This window comes from Kitasatospora sp. NPDC059722 (assembly GCF_042733235.1).
Taxonomy (GTDB): Bacteria; Actinomycetota; Actinomycetes; order Streptomycetales; family Streptomycetaceae; genus Kitasatospora.
Map to the genome: position 1 here is coordinate 1 of NZ_JBHWGD010000113.1, position 20346 is coordinate 20346.

Genomic DNA, 20346 nt, shown 5'->3' on the forward strand with positions numbered 1-20346 from the left:
GCCTTGAGTGGCGAAGTACCGAAGTACCCTGTACAGCGGCTTACTTCAAGGCGTGATTTAACGACCGGGGGAGCCGTCCGTCAAGCGAGGGGACGAGGAATGATGGAACCGGGACACAAGGGCGTGTCTGCGGCCGGGCGGGCCGGGAACACGGTGCGGGACCTGCGCCGGGGCAGCCGGTCGGCGGTGCTGCGGAGGCTGTACTTCGACGGGCCGCTCAGCCGCCAGGAACTGGGCTCGCTCACCGGCCTCAGCGCGGGCTCGGTCAGCAACGTGACCGGCGAACTGCTGGCGGACGGCCTGGTCGAGGAGTGCGGTTCGGTCGGCTCCGACGGCGGCCGCCCGCGCACCATGCTCCGGGTCGCCCCGGGCCGGGCCCGGCTGGTGGGCGTCGACGTGGGCGAGACCCAGGTCCGGGTCGCCCTGTTCGACCTGGCCCGCACCGAACTCGCCGCCGCCGACCAGCCGTTGTCCGACCGGGGCCGGGACGTCGGCCGGGTGGCGGAGCTGATCCTCGCCGGGCTGGCCGACGTGCTCGACCGCACCGGCACGGCCGCGGAGCAGGTCCTCGGCGTCGGGATCGGCGTGCCCGGGATCGTCGAGCAGGGCGCCCCCGGCACGGACGGGCCGCACGTCGTCGTGCACAGCCAGACCCTGGGCTGGGACGCCGTCCCCCTCGGCCGCCTGCTGCGGGCCGGCACGGACCTGCCGCTGTTCGTCGACAACGGCGCCAAGACGCTCGGGCAGGCCGAGATGTGGTTCGGCGCGGGCCGCGGGGCCCGGCACGCGGTGGTGGCACTCCTCGGTTCGGGCGTGGGCGCCTGCGTCATCGCCGACGGCGCGCGTTTCCGGGGGGCCACGAGCAGTGCGGGGGAGTGGGGGCACACCAAGGTGCACGTCGGCGGACGCCGCTGCCGCTGCGGTGCCCGCGGCTGCCTGGAGGCCTACGTCGGGGCCGGGGCGCTGGTCGAGCGGTGGGGCACCGTGGCGTCCTGCCGGGGCGAGAAGTCGGGCCTGGCCGCGTTGCTGGCCGCCGCCGAGGCCGGGGACCCGGGGGCGGTGGGGCTGCTCGACGAGGCCGCCGAGTACCTCGGGGCGGGGATCGCCGATCTCGTCAACCTGTTCAATCCGGAGCGGATCGTGATCGGCGGCTGGGCCGGCCTGCTGCTGGGCCCGCGGCTGCTGCCGGGCATCCGTGCCGCCGCCGGCGAGTACGCCCTGCGGTTCCCCTGGGAGCACACGCTGATCGTCCTCGGCACCCTGGGGCCGGAGGCGGTCACCCTGGGGGCCGCCACACTGCCGCTGTCGGACTTCCTGGATTCGGGCGGGCAGGCCCGGGCCGGTGCTCAGCTGACCGATACCACCGCATAGTTCACGGTGTGAGGAAAGTCCGGTCGGAGGGTTGACAGTGTACGGCGGCGGCCCGGAGACTCCCCGTCAGGGATGTCGCCGGGCTCGGCCGGCCGACCGGGTGACACCCCGACCCCGCTCTCCGGCACCCCCCCCGATCGCGCGGCCCGGGGTGCCCCGCCCCCGGGCCCGGCCCCGCGCCCCCCGGCGCCCCCCCCCCCCCCACCCGGGGCCCGCGCCCCGCGGGGGGGCGGGCCCGCCCCCCGCACCCCCCCCCCCCCCCCCCCCCCCCCCCCCGCGCGCGCGGCGGGGGCGGCCCCCCCCCCCCCCCCCCCCCCCCCCCCCCCCCGCCGGAGCCCCCACCCACCTCACCGAGGGGCATGCCCATGAGGCGTTCTTCAGCACGCCGACGTACGGGACTGGCCATGGCACTGGGCCTGTTCGCGTTACTCGCATCGGCCGCCGCGCCATCGGCGCCGGCCGCGGCCGCCGCGTCCAGGACCGCGGCGACGGCCGCCGCCGACTGCGGGACCGACAACGCCGCACGGGGCCGGCCGGCCACCGCCTCCTCCACGGAGAACGCGGGCACACCGGCGGCCGCGGCCGTGGACGGCGACCCCGGCACCCGCTGGTCGTCCGCCTTCAGCGACCCCCAGTGGCTCCAGGTCGACCTCGGCACCGTCCGCCAGGTGTGCCGCGTCGTCCTCGACTGGGAGACCGCGTACGGGCGTTCCTACCAGATCCAGGTCTCGGACGACGGTTCGACCTGGCGCACCGCGTACGCCACCGACCACGGGACGGGCGGCACCGAGACCCTCGCGGTCAACGGCACCGGCCGCTACGTGCGCATGAACGGGCTCGCCCGCGGCACCGCCTGGGGCTACTCGCTGTGGGAGTTCCAGGTCAACACCTCCGACGCGCCCCCCGTCCAGGGCGGCGGCGACCTCGGGCCCAACGTCCTGGTCTTCGACCCCTCGACGCCCGACATCCAGGCGACCGCGGACCGCGTCTTCAAGCAGCAGGAGTCCAACCAGTTCGGCACCGACCGCTACGCCCTCCTCTTCAAACCGGGCTCCTACGGCAACCTCAACCTCCAGCTCGGCTTCTACACGTCCGTCGCCGGCCTGGGACTGAAACCCGACGACACCTCGATCAACGGCGACGTCACGGTCGACGCCGGCTGGTTCAACGGCAACGCCACCCAGAACTTCTGGCGCTCCGCCGAGAACCTCGCCCTCACCCCGGCCAACGGCACCGACCGCTGGGCGGTGGCCCAGGCCGCGCCGTTCCGCCGCATGCACGTCCGCGGCGGCCTCAACCTCTCCCCGGCCGGGTACGGATGGGCCAGCGGCGGCTACATCGCGGACAGCAGGATCGACGGCAGCGTCGGCAACTACTCGCAGCAGCAGTGGTACACCCGTGACAGCGCGATCGGCGGCTTCTCCAACGGCGTGTGGAACCAGGTCTTCTCCGGTGTCCAGGGCGCGCCGGCCCAGAGCTTCCCCAACCCGCCCTACACCACGCTCGACACCACGCCCGTCTCCCGCGAGAAGCCCTTCCTCTACCTCGACGGCGCGGACTACAAGGTATTCGTCCCGGCCCTGCGCACCAATGCGCGCGGGGTCTCCTGGGACGGTGCCCTCCAGGGCGAGTCGCGGCCGCTGAACCACTTCTACGTCGTGAAGCCGGGAGCCACCGCCGCGACCGTCAACACGGCCCTGGCCCAAGGGCTCGACCTCCTCTTCACCCCGGGCGTGTACCACCTGGACCGGCCGATCGAGATCACCCGGCCCGACACGGTGGTGCTCGGCCTCGGACTGGCGACCCTCGTGCCCGACATCGGCGTGACGGCCGTCAAGGTGGCGGACGTCGACGGCGTGCGGCTGGCCGGACTCCTGGTCGACGCCGGGCCCGTCAACTCGCCCGTCCTCGTGCAGGTCGGCCCTGACGGCGCGGGCGCCGGCCACGCCGCCGACCCGACCACCCTCCAGGACGTGTTCGTCCGCGTCGGCGGCGCCGGCGCCGGAGCGGCCACGAGCGGCATCGTCGTCAACAGCGCCAACGTGATCGTCGACCACACCTGGATCTGGCGGGCCGACCACGGCACCGGCGTCGGCTGGGACACCAACCCCGCCGACTACGGCCTCGTGGTCCACGGCTCCGACGTGCTCGGCACCGGACTGTTCGTGGAGCACTTCAAGAAGTACGACGTCGAATGGTCCGGCGAACGCGGCCGCACGATCTTCTTCCAGAACGAGAAGGCGTACGACGCGCCCAACCAGGCCGCCATCCAGAACGGTCCGACCCTGGGCTTCGCCGCCTACAAGGTCGACGACGCGGTCGCCGTCCACGAGGGTTGGGGCCTCGGGAGCTACTGCTACTTCAACGTCGACCCGACCATCCGCATGGACCACGCCTTCGAGACGCCGACCCGGCCCGACGTCCGCTTCCACGACCTCCTGGTCGTCTCGCTCGGCGGCAAGGGCCAGTTCAACCACGTCGTCAACGACACCGGTGCCGCGACCACCGGCACCTCCACCACGCCGTCGACCGTTACGGCCTACCCGTAGGACCGTCCGGCAGACCCGCCCGACCTGGCCCGGCCCCGGGTGGCCGGGCCGGGTGGCCCGGGGGCCACGGCACTAGAGTGACCCGCATGTCTGGTGGGGTGGGGTACGTCGTCAACGGCCGGTACCGGCTGGACCGGCTGATCGGCCGGGGCGGGATGGGCCGGGTGTGGGGTGGCCACGACGCCAACCTCGACCGGGTGGTCGCGGTCAAGGAGCTGATGCTCCCGGACGACCTGCCCGCCGACGAGCGCCGCGAGCTGGTGGAGCGGGCCCTGCGCGAGGCGCGCGTCGCGGCCCGGCTGCGGCACGACGGGGTCATCACGGTCCACGACGTCGTCACCGACGGCGGGATCCCGTGGATCGTCATGGAACTGATCCAGGGTTCGTCCCTGGCCGACGAGGTCCGCGAGCGCGGGGCCCTGGACTGGCGCAGGGTCGCGGAACTCGGCGCCGCCATGGCCGACGCGCTGGCCCACGCGCACGCCGCCGGCATCGTGCACCGCGACCTGAAGCCGGAGAACGTCCTGCTGTCCGGCAGCCGCGCCGTCATCGCCGACTTCGGCATCGCACGCGTCCTCGACGCCACCACCCAGCTCACCCGCACCGGCGTCGCCATCGGCACGCCGCACTACATGGCGCCGGAGCAGTTGGAGGGCCGCGAGGCCACGCCCGCCAGCGACATGTGGTCGCTGGGCGCCACGCTGTACGCGCTCGTCGAAGGCCGCCGCCCGTTCGACGCGACGACGCTGACGGCGCTGTACGTCTCGATCCTCACCCAGCCGCCCGCGCCGCCCGAGAAGGCCGGCCCGCTGGCCGGGGTGCTCGACGCGCTGCTGGACAAGGACCCGGCACTGCGCCCGGACGCGACGGCGACGGCCGACTCGCTGCGCAGGAGCCTGCAGGCGGTGGTGACGGGGCCGGTCGTCGTGCCGCCGGGTTACACCCCGACCGTTCGCGGGACGAGCTTCGATCGGCTCCCGTCCCCAAGTCCTGTGCTGCCTCCTCTTCCGCCTCCTCCTGGGCCGACGGTGTCGGCGCTGCGCCCGCTGTTCGTCTGCGAGTCGGGCCGGAACGTCGAGCGGGCGTGGCTGCAACCGGTCCTCGCCCGGGGCGTGCCGGCGCTGGCGGTGAGCCTGCACGGGCGGTCGTGGTCGTCGCTGGAGGTCCACGAGGCGGGGGCGCCGCCGCGGAGCCTGCCCGGGTTGGACGGAGGCGTGCTCCTGGCCGCCGACCACGACGCAACCACGCTGACGGTCCTACGGCAGGCGGACCAGGAGCTCGTGGAGGCCGACCTGCGCGGCCGGGAACCCGTCCTCGGCCACCCGCTGGTGCTACAGCCGGAGTCGCCGAAGCAGTACATCACCGGCGCGGTCTTCGAACATCGAGGCAAGCGCGGAATGGCCCTGGCCGGCCCGGACCTGCAGCCCATCGCCCAGGTGGGATCGGGCCGCTGGCGAGCCATCGTGGGCGGCTTCCGCCCCTCGCACGTGCTCCCCGCCCCCAACCGCACCGTGATCGGCTGGCGGGCCGCGGCCGGCGCGGTGGCCTGGGACGGCTCCAGCGGCTGGGTCCGCCACACCTTCGGCAACCGCACCGACGTGACGGACGTGGCCCCGAGCACCTCCGGCAAGCTGGTCTCCCTGACCGGCCCGTCCGGCCTGGCCGTCCACGAGGCCGTCACCGGCGAGGAGATCGGCCGCCTGCCGGTAGAGGCGGCCGAGGGAGACCAGGCCCTCGTCGACGACTCCCACCGACGCCAGATCATCGTGACCCACATCGCAGAGACCGCCATCCGGATCTGGGACCTGACCAACCGCCAGATCATCACCGAACTCCCCGCCCTAGGCGAACCCGTCCTGGCCGCCCGCCTACTGCCGTCCCCCACCGGCCCCGCCCTGGCCCTGGCCACCCCGTGGCGGGCCGGCGTACTGCCGCTGCCGCCACGGGCCTAGCCGGGGCCGGCTACGGCCGCGGGTAGCCCACGTGCCCGGGGTTGTACCCTCCGCAGAGCTCGGCGGTGGCACGGGGATCACCTGCGGTCAGTTGCGCTTCAAGGTGCCTGGCCTGGTCCGGCGGGTCGTCTGCGGAGATCGGGAGGGTCATCAGGAACTGGGCCCAGGGCAGGTCTGTCTCCTCCCGGCCAGGGGGATGCCTCAGGACGACGTCGATCCGATCGGGTTCCCCGCGGGAGGCCCAGACGGCTTCCAACTCGCAGTCCCACCTGGCGAGCCAGTCCTCGCGTCGCCTCAGCCCCGCTTCAAGCAGCGTTGCAACGACCGCTGCCGGCCACTCCCAACTGCGGTCCTCCTCGGCACGCAGGACCTCGGCCTCGTACCGATCCGCGGCGAACCGAAACTCCGGCAGGTCGAAGCCCCGCTCGGCCGGGTCGCGCCAGCCTGCCCAGACGACATGGTCCTCGTCCCGCGTGACCGTCACGTACAGAGCGCTGCAGCACTGCTCCAAGCCGCACCCGGATCGAGCGAGCCGAACCTCGTGGGGCGTCGCAGTGGCATGCAACGGCCTGCCCCGGCCCAGGAGATACCGGGGGCCCGAACCCACGAAACGGGGGCCGCCTGACTTCGTGCTGCGGAGGGACAGGTCGGCCAGGAGGTCCCGGCCGCTGACGATCGGGCGGATCTCCAGGTAGCCCTCGCCGGGTGGTGGGCAGAGGATGCTCAGGCTGAGAGTGTCCGGTTCCATGGCCATCGGTCAAGGATCACGGAGCCGGCCGCAGCTGTCATGCGACTTTGCGTGGTTCCACTCAGGGCGGTGGTCGGCCGGCCGGGAAGGGCGGATCTCTATGACGTCATGTCACGCAGGTCGGGGCGGTTCCTGGGCAGTCCGAAGCCTGCCATCTGCTTCTCCTCGTAGGACAGAAAGCCCAGGCTCCGGTAGAACGCATGGTTGCGCTCGCCTTCCGGTGACGACTCGTGGTCCGTGGAGAGGAGGAAGAACCGGCAGTGCGAGTAGCGTCGCATGAGGTGTTCGACCAGGGCCCGGCCGACACCCTGTCGGTGATGCGCAGGGTTGACCACGACGTCCTGGACATAACAGATGTGTTCGTCGTCGGAGACGGTCCGGGCCAGTCCGAGGAGCGTTCCTGAACCGTCTCGCGCGGTGATGACGAGATGAGAGTTCCGCAGGCCGCGACAGAGCTTGTCGACGTCGGCGGTGTAGCCCTCCCAGCCGACCGAGGCGTAGAGGCCCAACATCTCATCAGGATCGAAAGTGGCTTCTTCCGTGACAAACACGCCAAACCCCCTGCGGCCGTGCCGCGTCTCCGTGCCGACGACGTCTCCCTGCATCTGACTCCACACTCGTCAGTCACGTCAAGATCGGTATCTGTCGGCCTCGACCGACAGGGCACGTCGCTCGGTTCGGGGTACGAACCCTGTTTCCGGCGGCTGCTCCCCGGCGGATATGCGCTGTCACCACCGCTAATGCACCGATAAGATGACCGCAGGTGTGCCGGGAAGCCTGGTCGGCTCGGGGGACTACTGCGGCATTCGGGCGGCGGTGACCCCGTTCGTCGTGGTGGGGTTGTTTCCGTCGATGCACGTAGTCGGGATCGTTCTCGTCCTGGTGGTTCTGGGCACGGCCGTGGCCACCTTCGCCGGGCGCCTGCGGGTGCCCGCGCCGTCGCTGCTCGTCCTGGCCGGTGTCGGGGTGGCCCTGGTGCCCGGCGTCCCCGCCCTGCACGTTCCGCCGCAGATCATCGGCATGGTGGTCCTGCCGCCGCTGCTGTACGCCTCCGCCGAGGAGCTGTCCCTGCGGGACCTGCGCACGGTGTGGCGCCCGGTCACGATCCTCTCCTTCGGCCTGGTCTTCGCCTCCGCCGCCGCCGTGGGCTTCGCGGCCGTCGCCGTCGCGGGCCTGCCGCCCGCGATGGCGTTCGTGCTGGGCGCCGTGCTGTCCAGCACCGACCCGGTGGCGGTCACCGCGCTCGGGCGCCGGCTGGCGCTGCCGGGACGGGTCCAGGTGCTGGTGCAGGCGGAGAGCCTGTTCAACGACGCGACCTCACTGGTGCTGTTCAAGGTGGCCGTCGGCATCGCGGTGGCCGTCGGCGCGGCGGTGAGCGTGCCGGCGGCGGGCGGGGAGTTCCTGGTGCTCGGCGGCGGCGGGAGTCTGGTGGGGGCCGCCGTCGCGGGCCTGGTGTGGCTCGTCCGGCGCCGCACTGTCGACCCGGTACTGGAGACCGTCATAGCGCTGGTGACTCCGTACGCCGCCTACGTCCTGGCCGAGTCCGTGCACACCTCCGGCGTCACCTCGGTCGTCGTCGCCGGCGTGCTGCTCGGCCGCTCCGGCCACCGGCTCACCGACGCCCACATCCGCCTCCAGCTGAACGCCGTCTACGCGGTGGTCGTCTTCCTGCTGGAGAGCGTCGTCTTCAGCATCGTCGGCCTCGAACTGCCCACCCTGGTACGGGACCTGCCCGCGGGCACCGGCCTGTGGCCGCTCCAGGCGCTCGCCCTGGCCGCCGTGCTGATCGCGGTGCGCGTGCTCTCCACCCTGCCGCTGACCCGGGCGGTCAAGCCGACGCAGGGCCGCGGCCGGCTCTCCTGGCGGGTGGCCGGGGTGGTCACCTGGGCCGGCACCCGCGGGGTCATGCCGCTGGCCGCCGCCCTCTCGATCCCGCTCGTCACCGACGACGGCACGAAGCTCGCCGGACGCCCGCTGGTCCTGGTCCTCACCACCGCCGTCGTCGTCCTCACGCTGGTCGGCCAGGGCCTCACCCTGGCCGCCGTGGTCAACCGCTCCGGCCTCGCCCTCGAACCCGAGCACACCGTCCGCGAGGAGGACGACGCCCGCGACGCCCTCAACCGCACCGCCCTCGACCACGTCGAGAACCTCGCCGAACTGGAAGCCCTGTCCGACACCGCCGTCGACCGCGTCCGCCGCGCCCTGACCGCCCGCCTCGACCGCACCCCCGAGGCCCCCGACGGCACCACCGCCGACGCCTCCTACCGCCAGCTGCGCCGCGAGGTCATCGCCGTCCAGAGCACCGAACTGCGCCGTCTCTACGACGAGCACCGCATCAGCGACACCACCCGCCGCCGCCTCCAGCACGACCTCGACCGCGAGGAGGCCGCCCTCGGCACGCCGTGACGCCGACGCGGACGACCGCCGTCCGACCGGATGACGGTTCCGGTGCTCCGGGGCGCTCCGTGATAGGACGTCGGGCGAGCGGCGTCGTCCGCCGTCACGTCCCTGCGGGTCCGCAGCGAGGGGGAGCCGCCAGCCATGAGGGCCGACAACCACCTGACGCGGATGGCGCGGATGGTGCGTTCGGGGAGGGAGCGGTACGCGGGATCGTGGGCCGAGGCGCTGTGGAAGCGGCTGGAGGCGGTCGACTTCATGAGCCAGGGGCTCCAGTTCGCCGCCACGCTCCTGCTCTGCTTCTTCCCGTTCATGATCGTGACGAATGCGCTGGCCGGCCGCTCGACGGTGACCGCCCTGGTGCGGCGCCTGGGCCTGGACCGGCAGGCGTCGGCCGACGTGAGCGACCTGTTCGCCCCGTCGACCACCACGAGCAGCGCCGTCACGGGCACGGCGTCGGTGTTCTTCGTCCTGGGCGGCTTCGCCGCGGCGTCGGCGCTGCAGCAGCTGTACCAGCGGATCTTCGAGCTCCCTGGGCGGGGGGTGCGGGACGTGCTCCACCAGGTGCTGTCGCTGGCCGTGGTGATCGCGGGGGCGGCCCTGGCGGCGTGGACCGGGCCGGCACTGCACCGGGTGGGCGGGCCCGTGCTCCTCGGGGCCGTCGCACTGGTGGCGGCCGCCCTGCTCTGGTGGGTGCTGATGCGGCTCCTCCTGGCGGGCCGGGTGCCGTGGCGCGACCTGCTGCCGTCCGCCGTCATCACCGCCGTCTGCTACCTGGGGATGCGGGTGGTGTTCTCGTTCACCGCCTCGGACACCGTCACGTCGAACACGGCGGAGTACGGGCCGATCGGGGTGGTCTTCTTCCTCATGTCCTGGCTGATCGCCCTCGGCGTGGTGATCATCCTGGGGGCGGTCACCGGGATCGTCTGGCGGGAACGGGGCCTGTCGCTCCGGGCGGCCCTGGGCAGGCGGCCCCGGCCGGGGAAGCCCGGCCGGGGCTGAGGGGGACGCCTCAGGACACGGGTGCGGGCTCGGGAGCCGCGGGCACGTCGTCGGCGGTCCTGCGGGTGAGTCGGCGGATCTGGGGTTCGAGGAGGACCGCCGCGCTGAGGAGGGTGCAGATCACGGCGCACGCCCACAGCGCGCCGGAGATGCCGAGCGCGTTCGAGACCGGGCCGGCCAGGGCGATGCCGAGCGGGGCGAGGGAGAGCGAGCCGAGGTGGTCGTAGGCGCAGACGCGGGAGAACATCTCGGCCGGGATCTCCTGCTGGAGCGCGACCATCCAGTTCACGCCGAAGACGGTGACGCCGACGCCGGAGAGGAACATCGCCGCGATCAGCACCGGCAGCGGTGCCGCGAGCGCCAGGGCGAGCGCGGGGACGCCGAACAGGAACACGCCCCAGTTGCCGACCAGCAGGATGCGGCGCGGCTGCCAGCGCACCATCAGCAGGCCGGTGACGACCAGCCCGACCCCGTAGGCGGCCATCGCCAGTCCCCAGTCCGCGGCGCCGCCGAGCCGCTCCTCCGCGACGACCGGACCGTACACGGACTCGACCGCGCCGACGCAGGCCACCAGGACGGAGAACTGGAGGACGACCACCCAGAGCCACCGGCGGGAGGCGAACTCCCGCCAGCCGTCCCGCAGTTCGCTCAGCATGGTGGTGTCGGAGGCGGCGGGTGCGGCCTCGGCCTCCAGGAAGAAGCGCAGGGCGGCGGCGACCAGGAAGCAGACGGCGTCGAGGCCGAGCACCCAGCCGGGCCCGACGGCGGCGGTGAGCACGCCGCCGAGGGCGGCCCCGCCGATCTGGCTGGCGTTCTGGCCCATCCGGAAGACCGAGAACGCCCGGGCGGCGTGGTCCGGCGGGACGCTCTGGAGGATCATGCCCTCGGCCGCGGGGGCGTAGAGCGCGAAGCCGGCGCCACCGGCCGCGGAGAGGACGAGCAACTGCCAGAGCTGGGTGTGGCCGTTCAGCACGAGCGCGGCCAGGACGGCCTGGGAGAGGCCGCTGAACAGGTTGGCCGCGACCATGACGTGGTGGCGCGGCAGCCGGTCGGCGAGGGCGCCGCCGATCACCAGTAGCAGGACGGTCGGCAGCAGGCGGGCGGCCGTGACGTACCCGACCTCGGTGCCGGACCCGCCGTCGCCGAGCACGGCGAAGGCGGTGGCGATCGGCGCACCGGCGTTGCCGAGGCCACTGACCACGGTGGCGGCCGTCTGGATCCGGAAGTTGCGGCCCGCCCAGGCGAAGCGACGGGCGGGCGGGGGCGGGGGCTGGGGTGGGGGTTGGCTCGGCACCCAGCGACTATGGCCGAAGGTTCGTACAGGCGTCCATCGGGTTTAGCGCGGCCGTGCCTCGAACGGCGGGCCGGTCCGGCGGGTGGTGATGGGATGATGGGCCGGACGATTCGCGGGTGAGGGGTGGGGCATGGCCGGAAGGTTGCGGGTGCTGAGGCAGCAGAACCGGCTCAGCCTCGAAGCGCTGGCCGAACAGGTCGGGGTCACCAAGAGCTACCTCTCCAAGATCGAGCGCGGGCTCGGCGACCCGTCGATCTCGACGGCGCTCAAGCTCGCCCACGCGCTCAAGGTCGACGTCGGCCGGCTCTTCTCGGACGAAGTGGAGCCGGAGCTCGTCACCGTCGTCCGCGCCGGGGAGCGGACGCCGATCGCGAGCGGGACCGGCCCGGGCGCCCCGAACTACGAGGGCATCGCGACCGGGCTCAGCGGCAAGCGGATGGTGCCGTTCGTGATGTACCCGCCGCTCGACAACGCCGGATCGCCGTTCAAGTCGCACGCGGGGGAGGAGTTCTTCTTCGTCCACGCGGGCACGGCGGAGCTGGAGTTCCCCGAGCGGACCGTCCACCTCGGGCCCGGGGACAGCGTCTACTTCAACTCCGCTCTCCCGCACCGCTGTCGGAGCACCGGGCCGGAGCCCGCGCACATCCTCGTGGTGATCCACGACGACCCGGCCGGCCCCTCGGACCGGGTGCCGAGCCTGCCCTGACGCCCTCCCGGCCGTTTCGGACGGCTTGGTAGAGTGCCGCAGCCCGAAAGGTCGGGCACTGACGGCCGACGGCTCGGTGCGGCCGGAGTGACGAGGGGGACGATGTGAGGGACCTGGCGGCGGACGACCAGACCGTGCTGCTCGATGAACTCGTGGCCGGACTGCTCGACCCCGACGGCGATCTCGACGAGCTGGCCGCGATCGGGGCCCACCTCACCGGCACGCTCAGCGCCGACCTCGTCCCGCGCCTGGAGGCGCACCTGGAAACGGCCGTCGCCGCCCGGAACCAGTACGCCCGCTCCGTCCTCGCCGGCCTCCTCGCCGAGACGGCCGGCCGCTCGTCCCTGCCCGTGCTGCTGCGGGCCTGGTCCCGCGACCTGGGGGACGACCAGGACAGCCTGACGACGATGATCACCGTCCTCGCCCAGGACGATCCGTCCGCCGCGCGCCGCACCCTCCTGCCCTCGACGGAGAGCGCCGACGCCGACCTGCGCCGGGCGGCGCTCTGGCTGCTCGGCTTCGTCCCCGACCCGGCCGACGTCGCCGTCCTGGCCCGCGCGGCGCACGACCCGGACGAGCGGATCCGCAGCGTGGTCGCCGGCGCCCTCGGCAGCCACGGCACGGACCCGGCGGCCGTGGACCTGATGGTGGGCCTCCTGGCCGATCCCGCCGAGCAGGTGCGCATCTCCGCCCTCAGCTCGCTCGGCTACCGCCGCCAGCCGCGCACCCTGCCGGACATCTGCCGCCTCGTCAACGACGACAGCCCGAGCGTGCGGGCCTGGGTGGCCATCGCCCTGCGGCGCTTTCCCGCGACGGAGATCGGCGACGAGGCGGTGGCCGACGTCCTGGCCAGGCTGGAGCGGGACGCGGAGCCGCACGTCCGTGATCAGGCGATGGCCGCGCGGCAAGGGGCGGCCCGCCGGGGCCGGTGAACGCCCTTGCCCAGCTCGACCGTTCGCGACGGGCCCGGTGAACTGCCGTGCCCGGCTCCGCCGTTCGCGACGGGGCCGGGCGCGGCACTCGCCGGGTACTCAGACGGCCGCGGCCAGCAGCCGGGCCAGCTCCGCCGTCCCCGCCTCGTCGAGCGGGAGCAGCGGCTTGCGGGGCTCGCCGACGTCCAGGCCCCGCAGGGCCAATCCCGCCTTGACTGTCGTCGGCAGGCCGCCGTCGAGCAGGAACCGGAGCACCGGGAGCTGGCGGTAGTACACCTCACGGGCCCTGTCCAGGTCGCCCGCCTGCACCGCCCGGTACAGCTCCAGCGTGAGCTCCGGGATCACACAGGGCGCGGCCGTGCACCAGCCGGACGCGCCGGCGGCGAAGGCCGCCAGGGCGAGCGGGTTGGAGCCGTTGTAGAACGGCAGGGCGCCGTCGGAGAGTTGGGTGAGGCGGTGCATCCGCTGGATGTCGCCGCTGCTCTCCTTGACCATGGTGATGTTGTCGACCTCGGTGACGAGCCGGTGCAGGAGCTCCGGCGGGAGGTCGACGCCGGCCGTCGCCGGGTTGTTGTAGACCATCAGCGGGATGCCGATCGCGTCGGCGATGGTGGTGTAGTGGCGGGTGATCTCCCGTTCGTCCAGGCGCCAGTACGAGAGCGGCAGCACCATCACCACGTCGGCGCCGGCCTTCTCGGCGAACCGGGCGCGGCGGACGGCGCTGCGGGTGGTGAGGTCGGCGATGCCGACGACGGTCGGGACGCGTCCGGCGACGGCGGAGACGGACGCCTCGGCGGCGGCGTACCACTCGGCGTCGTCGAGGTAGGCGCTCTCGCCGGTGGAGCCGAGCGGGGCGATGGCGTGGCAGCCACCGGCGATCAACCGCTCGATGAGGGCTGCGAGTCGGACGAGGTCGAGGCTGTCGTCGGTGCGCGAGAACGGGGTCACCGGGTAGGCGATGATCCCTTCCAGGGTGGTCGCCATGTCAGGAACCCTCCCGGGCGGTGAGCGCGTCGCCGTGGCCGGCGCGCAGGGCGCGGCGGGCGTAGTAGGCGAAGTTCGCCTGGCCGCGCTTGGGGGTGGACGTCCAGTCGTGGGCCTCCTGCGCGAGGAGTTCGGGGATCTCCTGGATCTTCCCGGCGGCGCTCGCCAACAGCTGGAGTTTCGCGGTCCGTTCGAAGAGCAGGGCGAGCGTGCACGCCTCCTCGACCGTCCCGGTGGCGACGAGCTGGCCGTGGTGGGCGAGCAGCAGGGCGCGCTTGTCGCCGAGGGCGGCGGAGATGATCTCGCCCTCCTCGTTGCCGACGGGGATGCCGGGCCACTTCTCCAGGAACGCGCAGTCGTCGTAGAGCGGGCACGCGTCCATGTGGGAGACGATCAGCGGGGTCTCCAGCATGGACAGCGCGGAGATGTGCAGCGGGTGGGTGTGGATGACGCAGTTGACGTCCGGGCGGGCGCGGTAGACCCAACTGTGGAACCGGTTGGCCGGGTTGGCCATCCCGTCGCCTTCGAGGACGTCGAGGTCCTCGTCGACGAGGAGGAGGTTGTCCTCGGTGATCTCGTCGAAGCCGAGCCCGAGGCGCTGCGTGTAGTAGGTGCCGGGGCGCTCGGCGCGGGCGGTGATCTGCCCGGCGAGGCCGGAGTCGTGCCCGGCGTCGAACAGGATGCGGCAGGTCAGCGCGAGCTTCTGGCGCACCGTCCAGCCGTTGTCGGGTATCGCGGTCGCCATGCGGCGCTGGGCGAGGTCCACCAGTTCGGACTTGCCCGCCTGGAACGTGTCGGCCATGGGGCCCGGCTCTCCTTCGATCCTCGGTGGTGCCGTGGTTGAGAACACATCGTTCACAGTAGGACACAAGGTGTCCTCCGTCCAGAGTCCGTCCAGAGTCCGTCCAAGGCGCCGTTCGGAATCCCGTGATGGAACGTCAACGGCCGGGAGCCGGTCCACTACCGTTCGGCGGGCGAAGGAGCTTGAGTCTCCAGCAGGGGGAGACGCGAAGGTGGGGGCATGGACGGCGACACGCTCTTCTCGATCGGTGACCTGGCCCGGCGCACCGGGCTGACGGTCAAGACCATCCGGTTCTACTCCGACTCCGGGATCGTGCCGCCGACGGACCGCAGCCCGGCCGGCTACCGGCTGTACGACGTCGGCGCACTCGCGCGCCTGGACCTCGTACGCACGCTTCGCGACCTGGGACTCGACCTCGCCGTCATCCGGCGGGTGCTGGACGACGAGGTCTCGGTGCCCGAGATCGCGGCCGCGCACGCCGACGCCCTGGAGGTGCAGATCCGCACCCTCCGGCTGCGGCGGGCGGTGCTGCGCGCAGTGGCCAAGCGGGGCTCCACCACCGAGGAAATGGATCTCATGCACAAGCTCGCAAAGCTCTCCGACGCCGAACGCCGGCGTCTCATCGGCGACTTCATCGACGACACGTTCGGCGGCCTGGACGCCAACGCCGAGTTCGTCGACATGATGCGCTCGGCCATGCCCGACCTGCCGGACGACCCCGAACCCGACCAGGTGGACGCCTGGGTGGAACTCGCCGAACTCGCCCAGGACCCGGACTTCCGCGCCGCCGTCCGCCGCATGGCGCAGTACCAGGCGGCCGAACGCGCCCAGGGCGACACCACCGGACTCCACCAGCAGCTCACGGAGACCGTGCGCGACGAAGTCGGCCGCGCGCTCGACGCCGGCACCGCCCCGGCCTCGCCCGAGGGCGGGCGCATCCTCGACACCCTGAGTGCCCGCTACGCGGAGACCTTCGACCGCGCCGACGACGCCGACCTGCGCCGGTGGCTGCTGACCCGCCTGGAGGTCGCGGGCGACCCGCGGACGGAACGCTACTGGCACCTGCTGGCCGTCATCAACGGCTGGCCGGTCCCGCCGAGCCTGGCCCCCGTGTTCGCGTGGCTCACGGAGGCCCGGGGCGCCGGGGGGCGGGGTCGCGCAGGGCCGGGTGCGCGCGGCGGGCGGGGACGCCGCGGGGGCTCCCCCACGCCAAACCCGTGACGCGGGGGTGAGGTCGGGGGGGGTGGAGTCGTCGCTGCGGGTGGCGCGCACCTCTGGCCGCCGGGGAGTGGCGGGTGCTAGACAATCACCATGCTGTTTCTGGGGGTCGCGCTGTTCGTTCTCGTGATGACGGTGCGGATGGTGAAGTACGTACTCGACCTGAACGCCGACTTCCGGCGGGTGCGCGGCGAGGGTGTCCGCCTGCAGGCCGAGGTGGTGGACTACGACAAGCGGGTGGGGGACCGGGCCGACGAGTTCTACCTGCGGCCCATCGTGCGGTACTACCTCAACGACCGCACCTACCAGGCCACGGTGGGAAACGCGTCCGGCAGCAATCCGCCGCCGCTGGGTTCGTTCACGACCGTCGTGGTCTCGCCCAAGACGCCCTACGCGCCGTACGACCCGTACCAGGGCATCGGCGGCGCGGTCGTGTTCGCCTTCGTGGCCCTGGCGGCATCGGTGGGGATGCTGTACTGGGCGATCGTGCGCCTCTGACCGCCGGGTGTGCGTCAGCGGGGCGCGGTGGCGCTCCGGCGCGCCCGGCCGGTGCTCCGTCAGGCCGGTGACCTGCACGGCGCAGGGCCTTACGCTCGCGGTGTGTCCGGGTCGAGGCGGGAGGAGGCCGTTGATGGACGCACCGGTCGCGGTCGGAGGGCCCTCGGCGTGGCAGGGGGCGGAGCTGGAGGAGCGCGACTGGGTGGTCCCGGTGGACCGGGTCGCGGAGCACCTGCGTCACGGGCCCGGATTCGCGGTCGTGCGCGGGCTCGACCTGGAGGCGCCGGCCGACGAGGACTGCGTCGAGGTGTGCCGCCGGATCCTGGCACAGGTGGGCGAGGTGCGCCCGGTGGACCTGGCCCTGCCCGGGCACAACCTGCTCACGGCGGGCAGGCAGCGGGACGAGGCGGAGCTCGGGCCGCACACCGACCGCGGGATGTCCCCGCGGCCTGCGCGGCTGATGGCCCTGCTGTGTGTACGCCCGGCGGGCTCCGGCGGCGACTCGCTGCTGGTCAGCGGGCATGCCGTGCACGACGTCCTGCTCGGCTCCCGCCCGGAGGTGCTGCCGGCCCTTTACGGGGACTTCGACTTCGGCGACGGGCCGGGCTACGAGCGTGTCTACCCCGTGTTCCGGCGCAGTGCCGGCCGGCTGGAGGTGCAGTACAACCGGTACTGGATCACTCGCGGTCAGCAGGAGTGCGGCTCGCCGTTGACCGATCGTCAAGTGGAGGCCCTGGATGCCTTCGACGAGGTCGTCGCCGACCCGAGGATGGTCCTGCGCGTGCAGCTGGGGCGCGGTGACCTGTTGCTGGTGGACAACACGACCGTGCTGCACGGCCGGACCGCCTTCGTCGACCCGCCCCCGCCGCGGGCCGGGCGCTGCCTCGCGCGGGTGTGGGCCGACTGAGGGTCGATCCGGTGGGCGAACTGCCCCATGCAGGACCAACCGTCCGGTGGGCCGGCCCAGCAGCCCCAGGACGCCCCGGCGCAACCTCCGTTACCGGCGCTGCCCCTTCGGGCCGCTGCGCAGGCACGGCGACCGCGAGGGGTGGTCGAGGCCCGGCGGTGACGCCTGGAATGGCGGGGGGTGTGAGGAGTGCCTCTCCCTGGGCGCCGGCCACGTGGCCGACGCTCCCGGCGGCCGGAGAGGCACTCCCCGGCTCCGACGGCGGAGTCAGTGCCTCACGGGCGGCGCAGGAAGACGTCCTGGAGCGCGTTGGTGTCTCCCGGCACCAGGTTGCCGTCGTCGGCGTCGAAGATCACCGTGTCGCCGGTGGCGTCCACGGAGGGGCTGTAGGCGCCCGTGTCGCTCTGCCGGCCGTCGCGGGTGAGGCTGATCCGCTCGATCGTCCCGGTCCACAGGTCGCGGCGGAAGACGTCGGTGGCGTTGTTGGTGTCGCCGGGGACGAGGTTGTCGGCGCTGGAGTCGAAGTAGACCCAGCGGTCGTCGGCGGTCATGGCACCGCCGGAGGAGTCGGCGTCGGGGCTGGTGGTGCCGGGCAGGCCGGTGTCGACCTTGGTGGTCCTGCCGGTGGCGAGCTCGTGGACGTACACGTCGAGCCGGGTGCCGCCGTGACCGGGCTGCCCCTGGCCGAAGGTCGCGAGGCTGTAGACGGCGTAGCGGCCGTCCCGGCTGACCCGGGCGTCGTAGGCGGCGCCGCCCAGGTGCCCGGCCTCGTCCACGCTGCCGGCGGCGGTCCTGCCGGTGTCGGCCTTCCAGACGTAGTAGGGGTAGTAGTGGGGCCCGCGTGCAAGCCCTGGAGACGCGGCGAGGGCAGGGGCGGCCGGGAGCAGGTTGCCCGCCCGGGAGCCGAACCCGATGGTGGAGCCGTCCGCGCTGATCGTGGGGTTGAAGGAGTTGCTGTCGGCGGCCGCGCCGTTCGCGCCGAGGGTGACGAGGCGGCTGGTGTGGGTCCAGCGGTCGGTGACGTAGACGTTGTTCCGGCCGCGGGTGGCGGGGCCGGCGGCGAGGTCGCCGCGATTGGAGACGTAGGCGACGTAGCGGCCGTCGCGGCTGATCGAGGGGCTCTGGGCGTCGTACGGGGTCTGGTCGTCGGTGGTGGGCAGGCCGCCCGCGGTGACGAGTTCCGTGCGGCCGGTCCAGCGGTCGCGCACGTAGACGTCGCTGCGGTGCTTCGACCCACCGGGCAGCACGTTGGTGGCCGTGGTGCTGAACGCGACGTACCGGCCGTCACCGCTGATCGAGGCCTGGAAGGTCATGGCGTCGAGCTTGGCGCCGTCGTCGGCGACGCTGACCCGCTCGACGTGGCCGTTGCGCAGGTCCTTCACGTAGATCTCGGTGTTGTTCGGAGTGCCGCCCTGGGGCAGCAGGTTGGTGGCCGTGGACGAGAAGAGCGCGGAGCGGCCGTCGTCGCTCAGCCCGAGCGCGGTCGAGTAGCCGTCGAGCTGCTCGCCCTTGGCGCCTTCGCTGACGCGGGCGGTGTCGCCCTTGGGTGGGCGGGCCTCGGCGGACGGCGTCGCGGCGCCGACCGCGAGGGCGACCGCCAGGACGGCGGCGGCGCGCGCCGACCGGCGGCGGGTGCGGGCGGTGGTCATGGAACGTCCTCCCCTGATGACGGTGCCGGGCTCCGACACCCCCGCGGCCCGGCTCGGCAAGAGCCAAGCGCTGCGGCCGACTTGTGGTCAACGGCCGGGCCGGTGGTCGGCCGGAATTCCGGCCGAAACCTCCCCCTCCGGTACGACCCGGCCAGTCGTACCGGAGGGGGAGTGCTGCTACGGGCGCCCGACCACCGCGAGGTGGCGGGTGACCCAGGGCTGGGGGTGGAGGCTCCGGACCTTGACGATCAGGCCCGCGTCGTCGATGAACCGGGCGTAGCCGTTGCCCCCTCGCGCTGGTGTGGTTCAGGCCGAGCGAACGCGGACGACGAGGAACGGCGGCAGCCCGGCTCGCTTCGGCCGCCGGGCCGCGACGTGGGCGGTCGGCGTCGGCTCGGTGACGGCCTCCAGGGTGAAGCCGTGCCGGAGCAGCGCAGCCAAGTACGTGGCCAGGGTGCGGTGTTGGTTGCCGGCCCGGCGGACGGCCCGGGGGTTGTCGGAGCGCCGGAACCCTTCGGCGAGGTAGTCGCCCACGACCCTGCGGGCGGTGCCGTCGGTGGCGGTCGTCCAGGAGGCGTGGGGTGCTTCGAAGCAGGGGTGGGGGATGCTGAAGGCCAGCGTGCCCCGGGGTACCAGCACGCGCCGCACGGCCGCGAGCGCGGCGTCGAGGTCGGGCACGTGGTTCAGGGACAGTCCGGCGGTCATCCGGTCGACCGAGCCGTCGGCGACCGTGCCGAGCACGCAGCCGTCGTCGACGGCGTAGACCACCGTGCCGGGCCCGGGCGTTCCGGCGGCCCGCGCGTGTTCGATCAGCCGCGGGGACGGGTCGATGCCCGTGGCCGCGGCTCCGCGCGCGGCCAGCGCGCGGGTGATGATCCCCTCACCGCAGCCGAGGTCGAGGACGCGGAGGCCGCTCAACTCGTCGGGGAGGAGGGCCAGGAGAACGTCGCGGTTGAAGTCGTTGAGCGCGGAGCCGGCACGGAGGAGTGCCGCGTACCAGTCGGCGATGGTGTCCCAGGATTCGTCAGTCATCAAAGTCCGGACGCTACCGGTACCTGCCGGGCACCTCCACCGGTTTTCCCTGCGCGGGGCGCCGGAGTCACTCCGACGGACAGCCCGATCCCCCCGGCCCCTGAAGGGGTCAGGGCTCGATCGGGTACCGGTTGTCCCGACTCCAGGCGAGGCGGGCCCGGAGGTCGTCGAGGTGTCCTTCGACGACGCGGGTGCCCTGGGGCCCTGTTCGATTAGGGGAGGGGGCGGCGCCGCCCGTAGAGATGCCAAGCCGTGGTCGTTGGAGGCACCCCCGCCCCCCCCCCCCGCGCGCGCACCACGCGCGC

General features: G+C 73.2%; 17 protein-coding genes. 10 read left to right on the forward strand and 7 right to left on the reverse strand.

The annotated features are described in order from the left end of the window. Positions 1-99 precede the first annotated feature (99 nt). The 3 genes from ACFV4F_RS37895 (at position 100) to ACFV4F_RS37905 (ending at position 5872) form a co-directional block, all read left to right on the forward strand. Entirely contained in the window at positions 100-1371 is a 1272-nt protein-coding gene (locus tag ACFV4F_RS37895; RefSeq protein ID WP_380509646.1) for an ROK family protein, read from the forward strand. Positions 1372-1730: 359 nt separating this feature from the next. Further along, positions 1731-3920, forward strand: a complete 2190-nt coding sequence (locus ACFV4F_RS37900; protein ID WP_380509649.1) for a discoidin domain-containing protein — start codon at positions 1731-1733, stop codon at positions 3918-3920. An 86-nt stretch (positions 3921-4006) separates the two neighbouring features. Beyond that, positions 4007-5872: a protein kinase gene (locus tag ACFV4F_RS37905; protein WP_380509652.1), complete on the forward strand. Its 1866-nt coding sequence runs from the start codon at positions 4007-4009 to the stop codon at positions 5870-5872. Between the two features lie 10 nt (positions 5873-5882). Here ACFV4F_RS37905 and ACFV4F_RS37910 read toward each other — a convergent pair whose 3' ends face one another. Beyond that, positions 5883-6626 (reverse strand): hypothetical protein, encoded by a 744-nt coding sequence (locus ACFV4F_RS37910; RefSeq protein ID WP_380509655.1) that lies wholly within the window; start codon positions 6624-6626, stop codon positions 5883-5885. Between the two features lie 92 nt (positions 6627-6718). Beyond that, on the reverse strand, positions 6719-7225 hold the full coding sequence (locus ACFV4F_RS37915; RefSeq protein ID WP_380509657.1) for a GNAT family N-acetyltransferase: 507 nt from the start codon (positions 7223-7225) through the stop codon (positions 6719-6721). Between the two features lie 247 nt (positions 7226-7472). On the opposite strand from ACFV4F_RS37915, the gene ACFV4F_RS37920 reads away from it, so the two are divergent. Both ACFV4F_RS37920 and ACFV4F_RS37925 read left to right on the forward strand, forming a co-directional pair. After that, the gene (locus ACFV4F_RS37920; RefSeq protein ID WP_380443152.1) at positions 7473-9026 is read left to right on the forward strand and encodes a Na+/H+ antiporter; all 1554 of its coding nucleotides are present in this window, start codon (positions 7473-7475) and stop codon (positions 9024-9026) included. A 135-nt stretch (positions 9027-9161) separates the two neighbouring features. Next, positions 9162-10019: a YhjD/YihY/BrkB family envelope integrity protein gene (locus tag ACFV4F_RS37925; RefSeq protein WP_380509660.1), complete on the forward strand. Its 858-nt coding sequence runs from the start codon at positions 9162-9164 to the stop codon at positions 10017-10019. Between the two features lie 10 nt (positions 10020-10029). Here the strand turns inward: ACFV4F_RS37925 and ACFV4F_RS37930 are convergent, their stop codons facing one another. Further along, positions 10030-11313 (reverse strand): MFS transporter, encoded by a 1284-nt coding sequence (locus ACFV4F_RS37930; RefSeq protein WP_380509663.1) that lies wholly within the window; start codon positions 11311-11313, stop codon positions 10030-10032. Between the two features lie 130 nt (positions 11314-11443). Between ACFV4F_RS37930 and ACFV4F_RS37935 the strand changes: the two genes are divergently transcribed. Both ACFV4F_RS37935 and ACFV4F_RS37940 read left to right on the forward strand, forming a co-directional pair. Further along, the gene (locus tag ACFV4F_RS37935; RefSeq protein ID WP_380443088.1) at positions 11444-12019 is read left to right on the forward strand and encodes a helix-turn-helix domain-containing protein; all 576 of its coding nucleotides are present in this window, start codon (positions 11444-11446) and stop codon (positions 12017-12019) included. 104 nt (positions 12020-12123) lie between these two features. Further along, a complete protein-coding gene (locus tag ACFV4F_RS37940) occupies positions 12124-12951 on the forward strand; it encodes a HEAT repeat domain-containing protein (protein WP_380509666.1) in 828 nt (275 codons plus the stop codon). 99 nt (positions 12952-13050) lie between these two features. Here the strand turns inward: ACFV4F_RS37940 and ACFV4F_RS37945 are convergent, their stop codons facing one another. Both ACFV4F_RS37945 and ACFV4F_RS37950 read right to left on the reverse strand, forming a co-directional pair. Beyond that, positions 13051-13935: a dihydrodipicolinate synthase family protein gene (locus tag ACFV4F_RS37945; RefSeq protein WP_380509669.1), complete on the reverse strand. Its 885-nt coding sequence runs from the start codon at positions 13933-13935 to the stop codon at positions 13051-13053. A 1-nt stretch (position 13936) separates the two neighbouring features. Continuing rightward, entirely contained in the window at positions 13937-14737 is an 801-nt protein-coding gene (locus ACFV4F_RS37950) for an aldolase (protein WP_380509671.1), read from the reverse strand. A 219-nt stretch (positions 14738-14956) separates the two neighbouring features. Here ACFV4F_RS37950 and ACFV4F_RS37955 point away from each other — a divergent pair, with 219 nt between their 5' ends. From ACFV4F_RS37955 to ACFV4F_RS37965, 3 genes are all read left to right on the forward strand, one after another. Then, on the forward strand, positions 14957-15958 hold the full coding sequence (locus ACFV4F_RS37955) for a MerR family transcriptional regulator (protein ID WP_380509674.1): 1002 nt from the start codon (positions 14957-14959) through the stop codon (positions 15956-15958). 90 nt (positions 15959-16048) lie between these two features. Further along, positions 16049-16453 carry a hypothetical protein gene (locus tag ACFV4F_RS37960; RefSeq protein WP_380509677.1) on the forward strand — a complete coding sequence of 135 codons (405 nt, stop codon included), beginning with the start codon at positions 16049-16051 and terminating at the stop codon, positions 16451-16453. Positions 16454-16586: 133 nt separating this feature from the next. Then, complete coding sequence (locus ACFV4F_RS37965) at positions 16587-17360, forward strand: TauD/TfdA family dioxygenase (protein WP_380509680.1); 774 nt, start codon at positions 16587-16589, stop codon at positions 17358-17360. 275 nt (positions 17361-17635) lie between these two features. On the opposite strand, the gene ACFV4F_RS37970 is transcribed toward ACFV4F_RS37965, so the two are convergent. Both ACFV4F_RS37970 and ACFV4F_RS37975 read right to left on the reverse strand, forming a co-directional pair. Continuing rightward, positions 17636-19009, reverse strand: coding sequence for a hypothetical protein (locus ACFV4F_RS37970; protein ID WP_380509683.1), 1374 nt, complete (start codon positions 19007-19009; stop codon positions 17636-17638). Positions 19010-19315: 306 nt separating this feature from the next. Continuing rightward, positions 19316-20041: a class I SAM-dependent methyltransferase gene (locus tag ACFV4F_RS37975; RefSeq protein ID WP_380509686.1), complete on the reverse strand. Its 726-nt coding sequence runs from the start codon at positions 20039-20041 to the stop codon at positions 19316-19318. Positions 20042-20346 lie beyond the last annotated feature (305 nt).

Bases quoted from the DNA above. Each gene is read 5' to 3' on its own strand.
- ACFV4F_RS37895 (WP_380509646.1), top strand. From the start codon at position 100: ATGATGGAACCGGGACACAAGGGCGTGTCTGCGGCCGGGCGGGCCGGG.
- ACFV4F_RS37900 (WP_380509649.1), top strand. From the start codon at position 1,731: ATGCCCATGAGGCGTTCTTCAGCACGCCGACGTACGGGACTGGCCATG.
- ACFV4F_RS37905 (WP_380509652.1), top strand. From the start codon at position 4,007: ATGTCTGGTGGGGTGGGGTACGTCGTCAACGGCCGGTACCGGCTGGAC.
- ACFV4F_RS37910 (WP_380509655.1), bottom strand. From the start codon at position 6,626: ATGGCCATGGAACCGGACACTCTCAGCCTGAGCATCCTCTGCCCACCA.
- ACFV4F_RS37915 (WP_380509657.1), bottom strand. From the start codon at position 7,225: ATGCAGGGAGACGTCGTCGGCACGGAGACGCGGCACGGCCGCAGGGGG.
- ACFV4F_RS37920 (WP_380443152.1), top strand. From the start codon at position 7,473: ATGCACGTAGTCGGGATCGTTCTCGTCCTGGTGGTTCTGGGCACGGCC.
- ACFV4F_RS37925 (WP_380509660.1), top strand. From the start codon at position 9,162: ATGAGGGCCGACAACCACCTGACGCGGATGGCGCGGATGGTGCGTTCG.
- ACFV4F_RS37935 (WP_380443088.1), top strand. From the start codon at position 11,444: ATGGCCGGAAGGTTGCGGGTGCTGAGGCAGCAGAACCGGCTCAGCCTC.
- ACFV4F_RS37945 (WP_380509669.1), bottom strand. From the start codon at position 13,935: ATGGCGACCACCCTGGAAGGGATCATCGCCTACCCGGTGACCCCGTTC.
- ACFV4F_RS37950 (WP_380509671.1), bottom strand. From the start codon at position 14,737: ATGGCCGACACGTTCCAGGCGGGCAAGTCCGAACTGGTGGACCTCGCC.
- ACFV4F_RS37955 (WP_380509674.1), top strand. From the start codon at position 14,957: ATGGACGGCGACACGCTCTTCTCGATCGGTGACCTGGCCCGGCGCACC.
- ACFV4F_RS37960 (WP_380509677.1), top strand. From the start codon at position 16,049: ATGCTGTTTCTGGGGGTCGCGCTGTTCGTTCTCGTGATGACGGTGCGG.
- ACFV4F_RS37965 (WP_380509680.1), top strand. From the start codon at position 16,587: ATGGACGCACCGGTCGCGGTCGGAGGGCCCTCGGCGTGGCAGGGGGCG.
- ACFV4F_RS37970 (WP_380509683.1), bottom strand. From the start codon at position 19,009: ATGACCACCGCCCGCACCCGCCGCCGGTCGGCGCGCGCCGCCGCCGTC.
- ACFV4F_RS37975 (WP_380509686.1), bottom strand. From the start codon at position 20,041: ATGACTGACGAATCCTGGGACACCATCGCCGACTGGTACGCGGCACTC.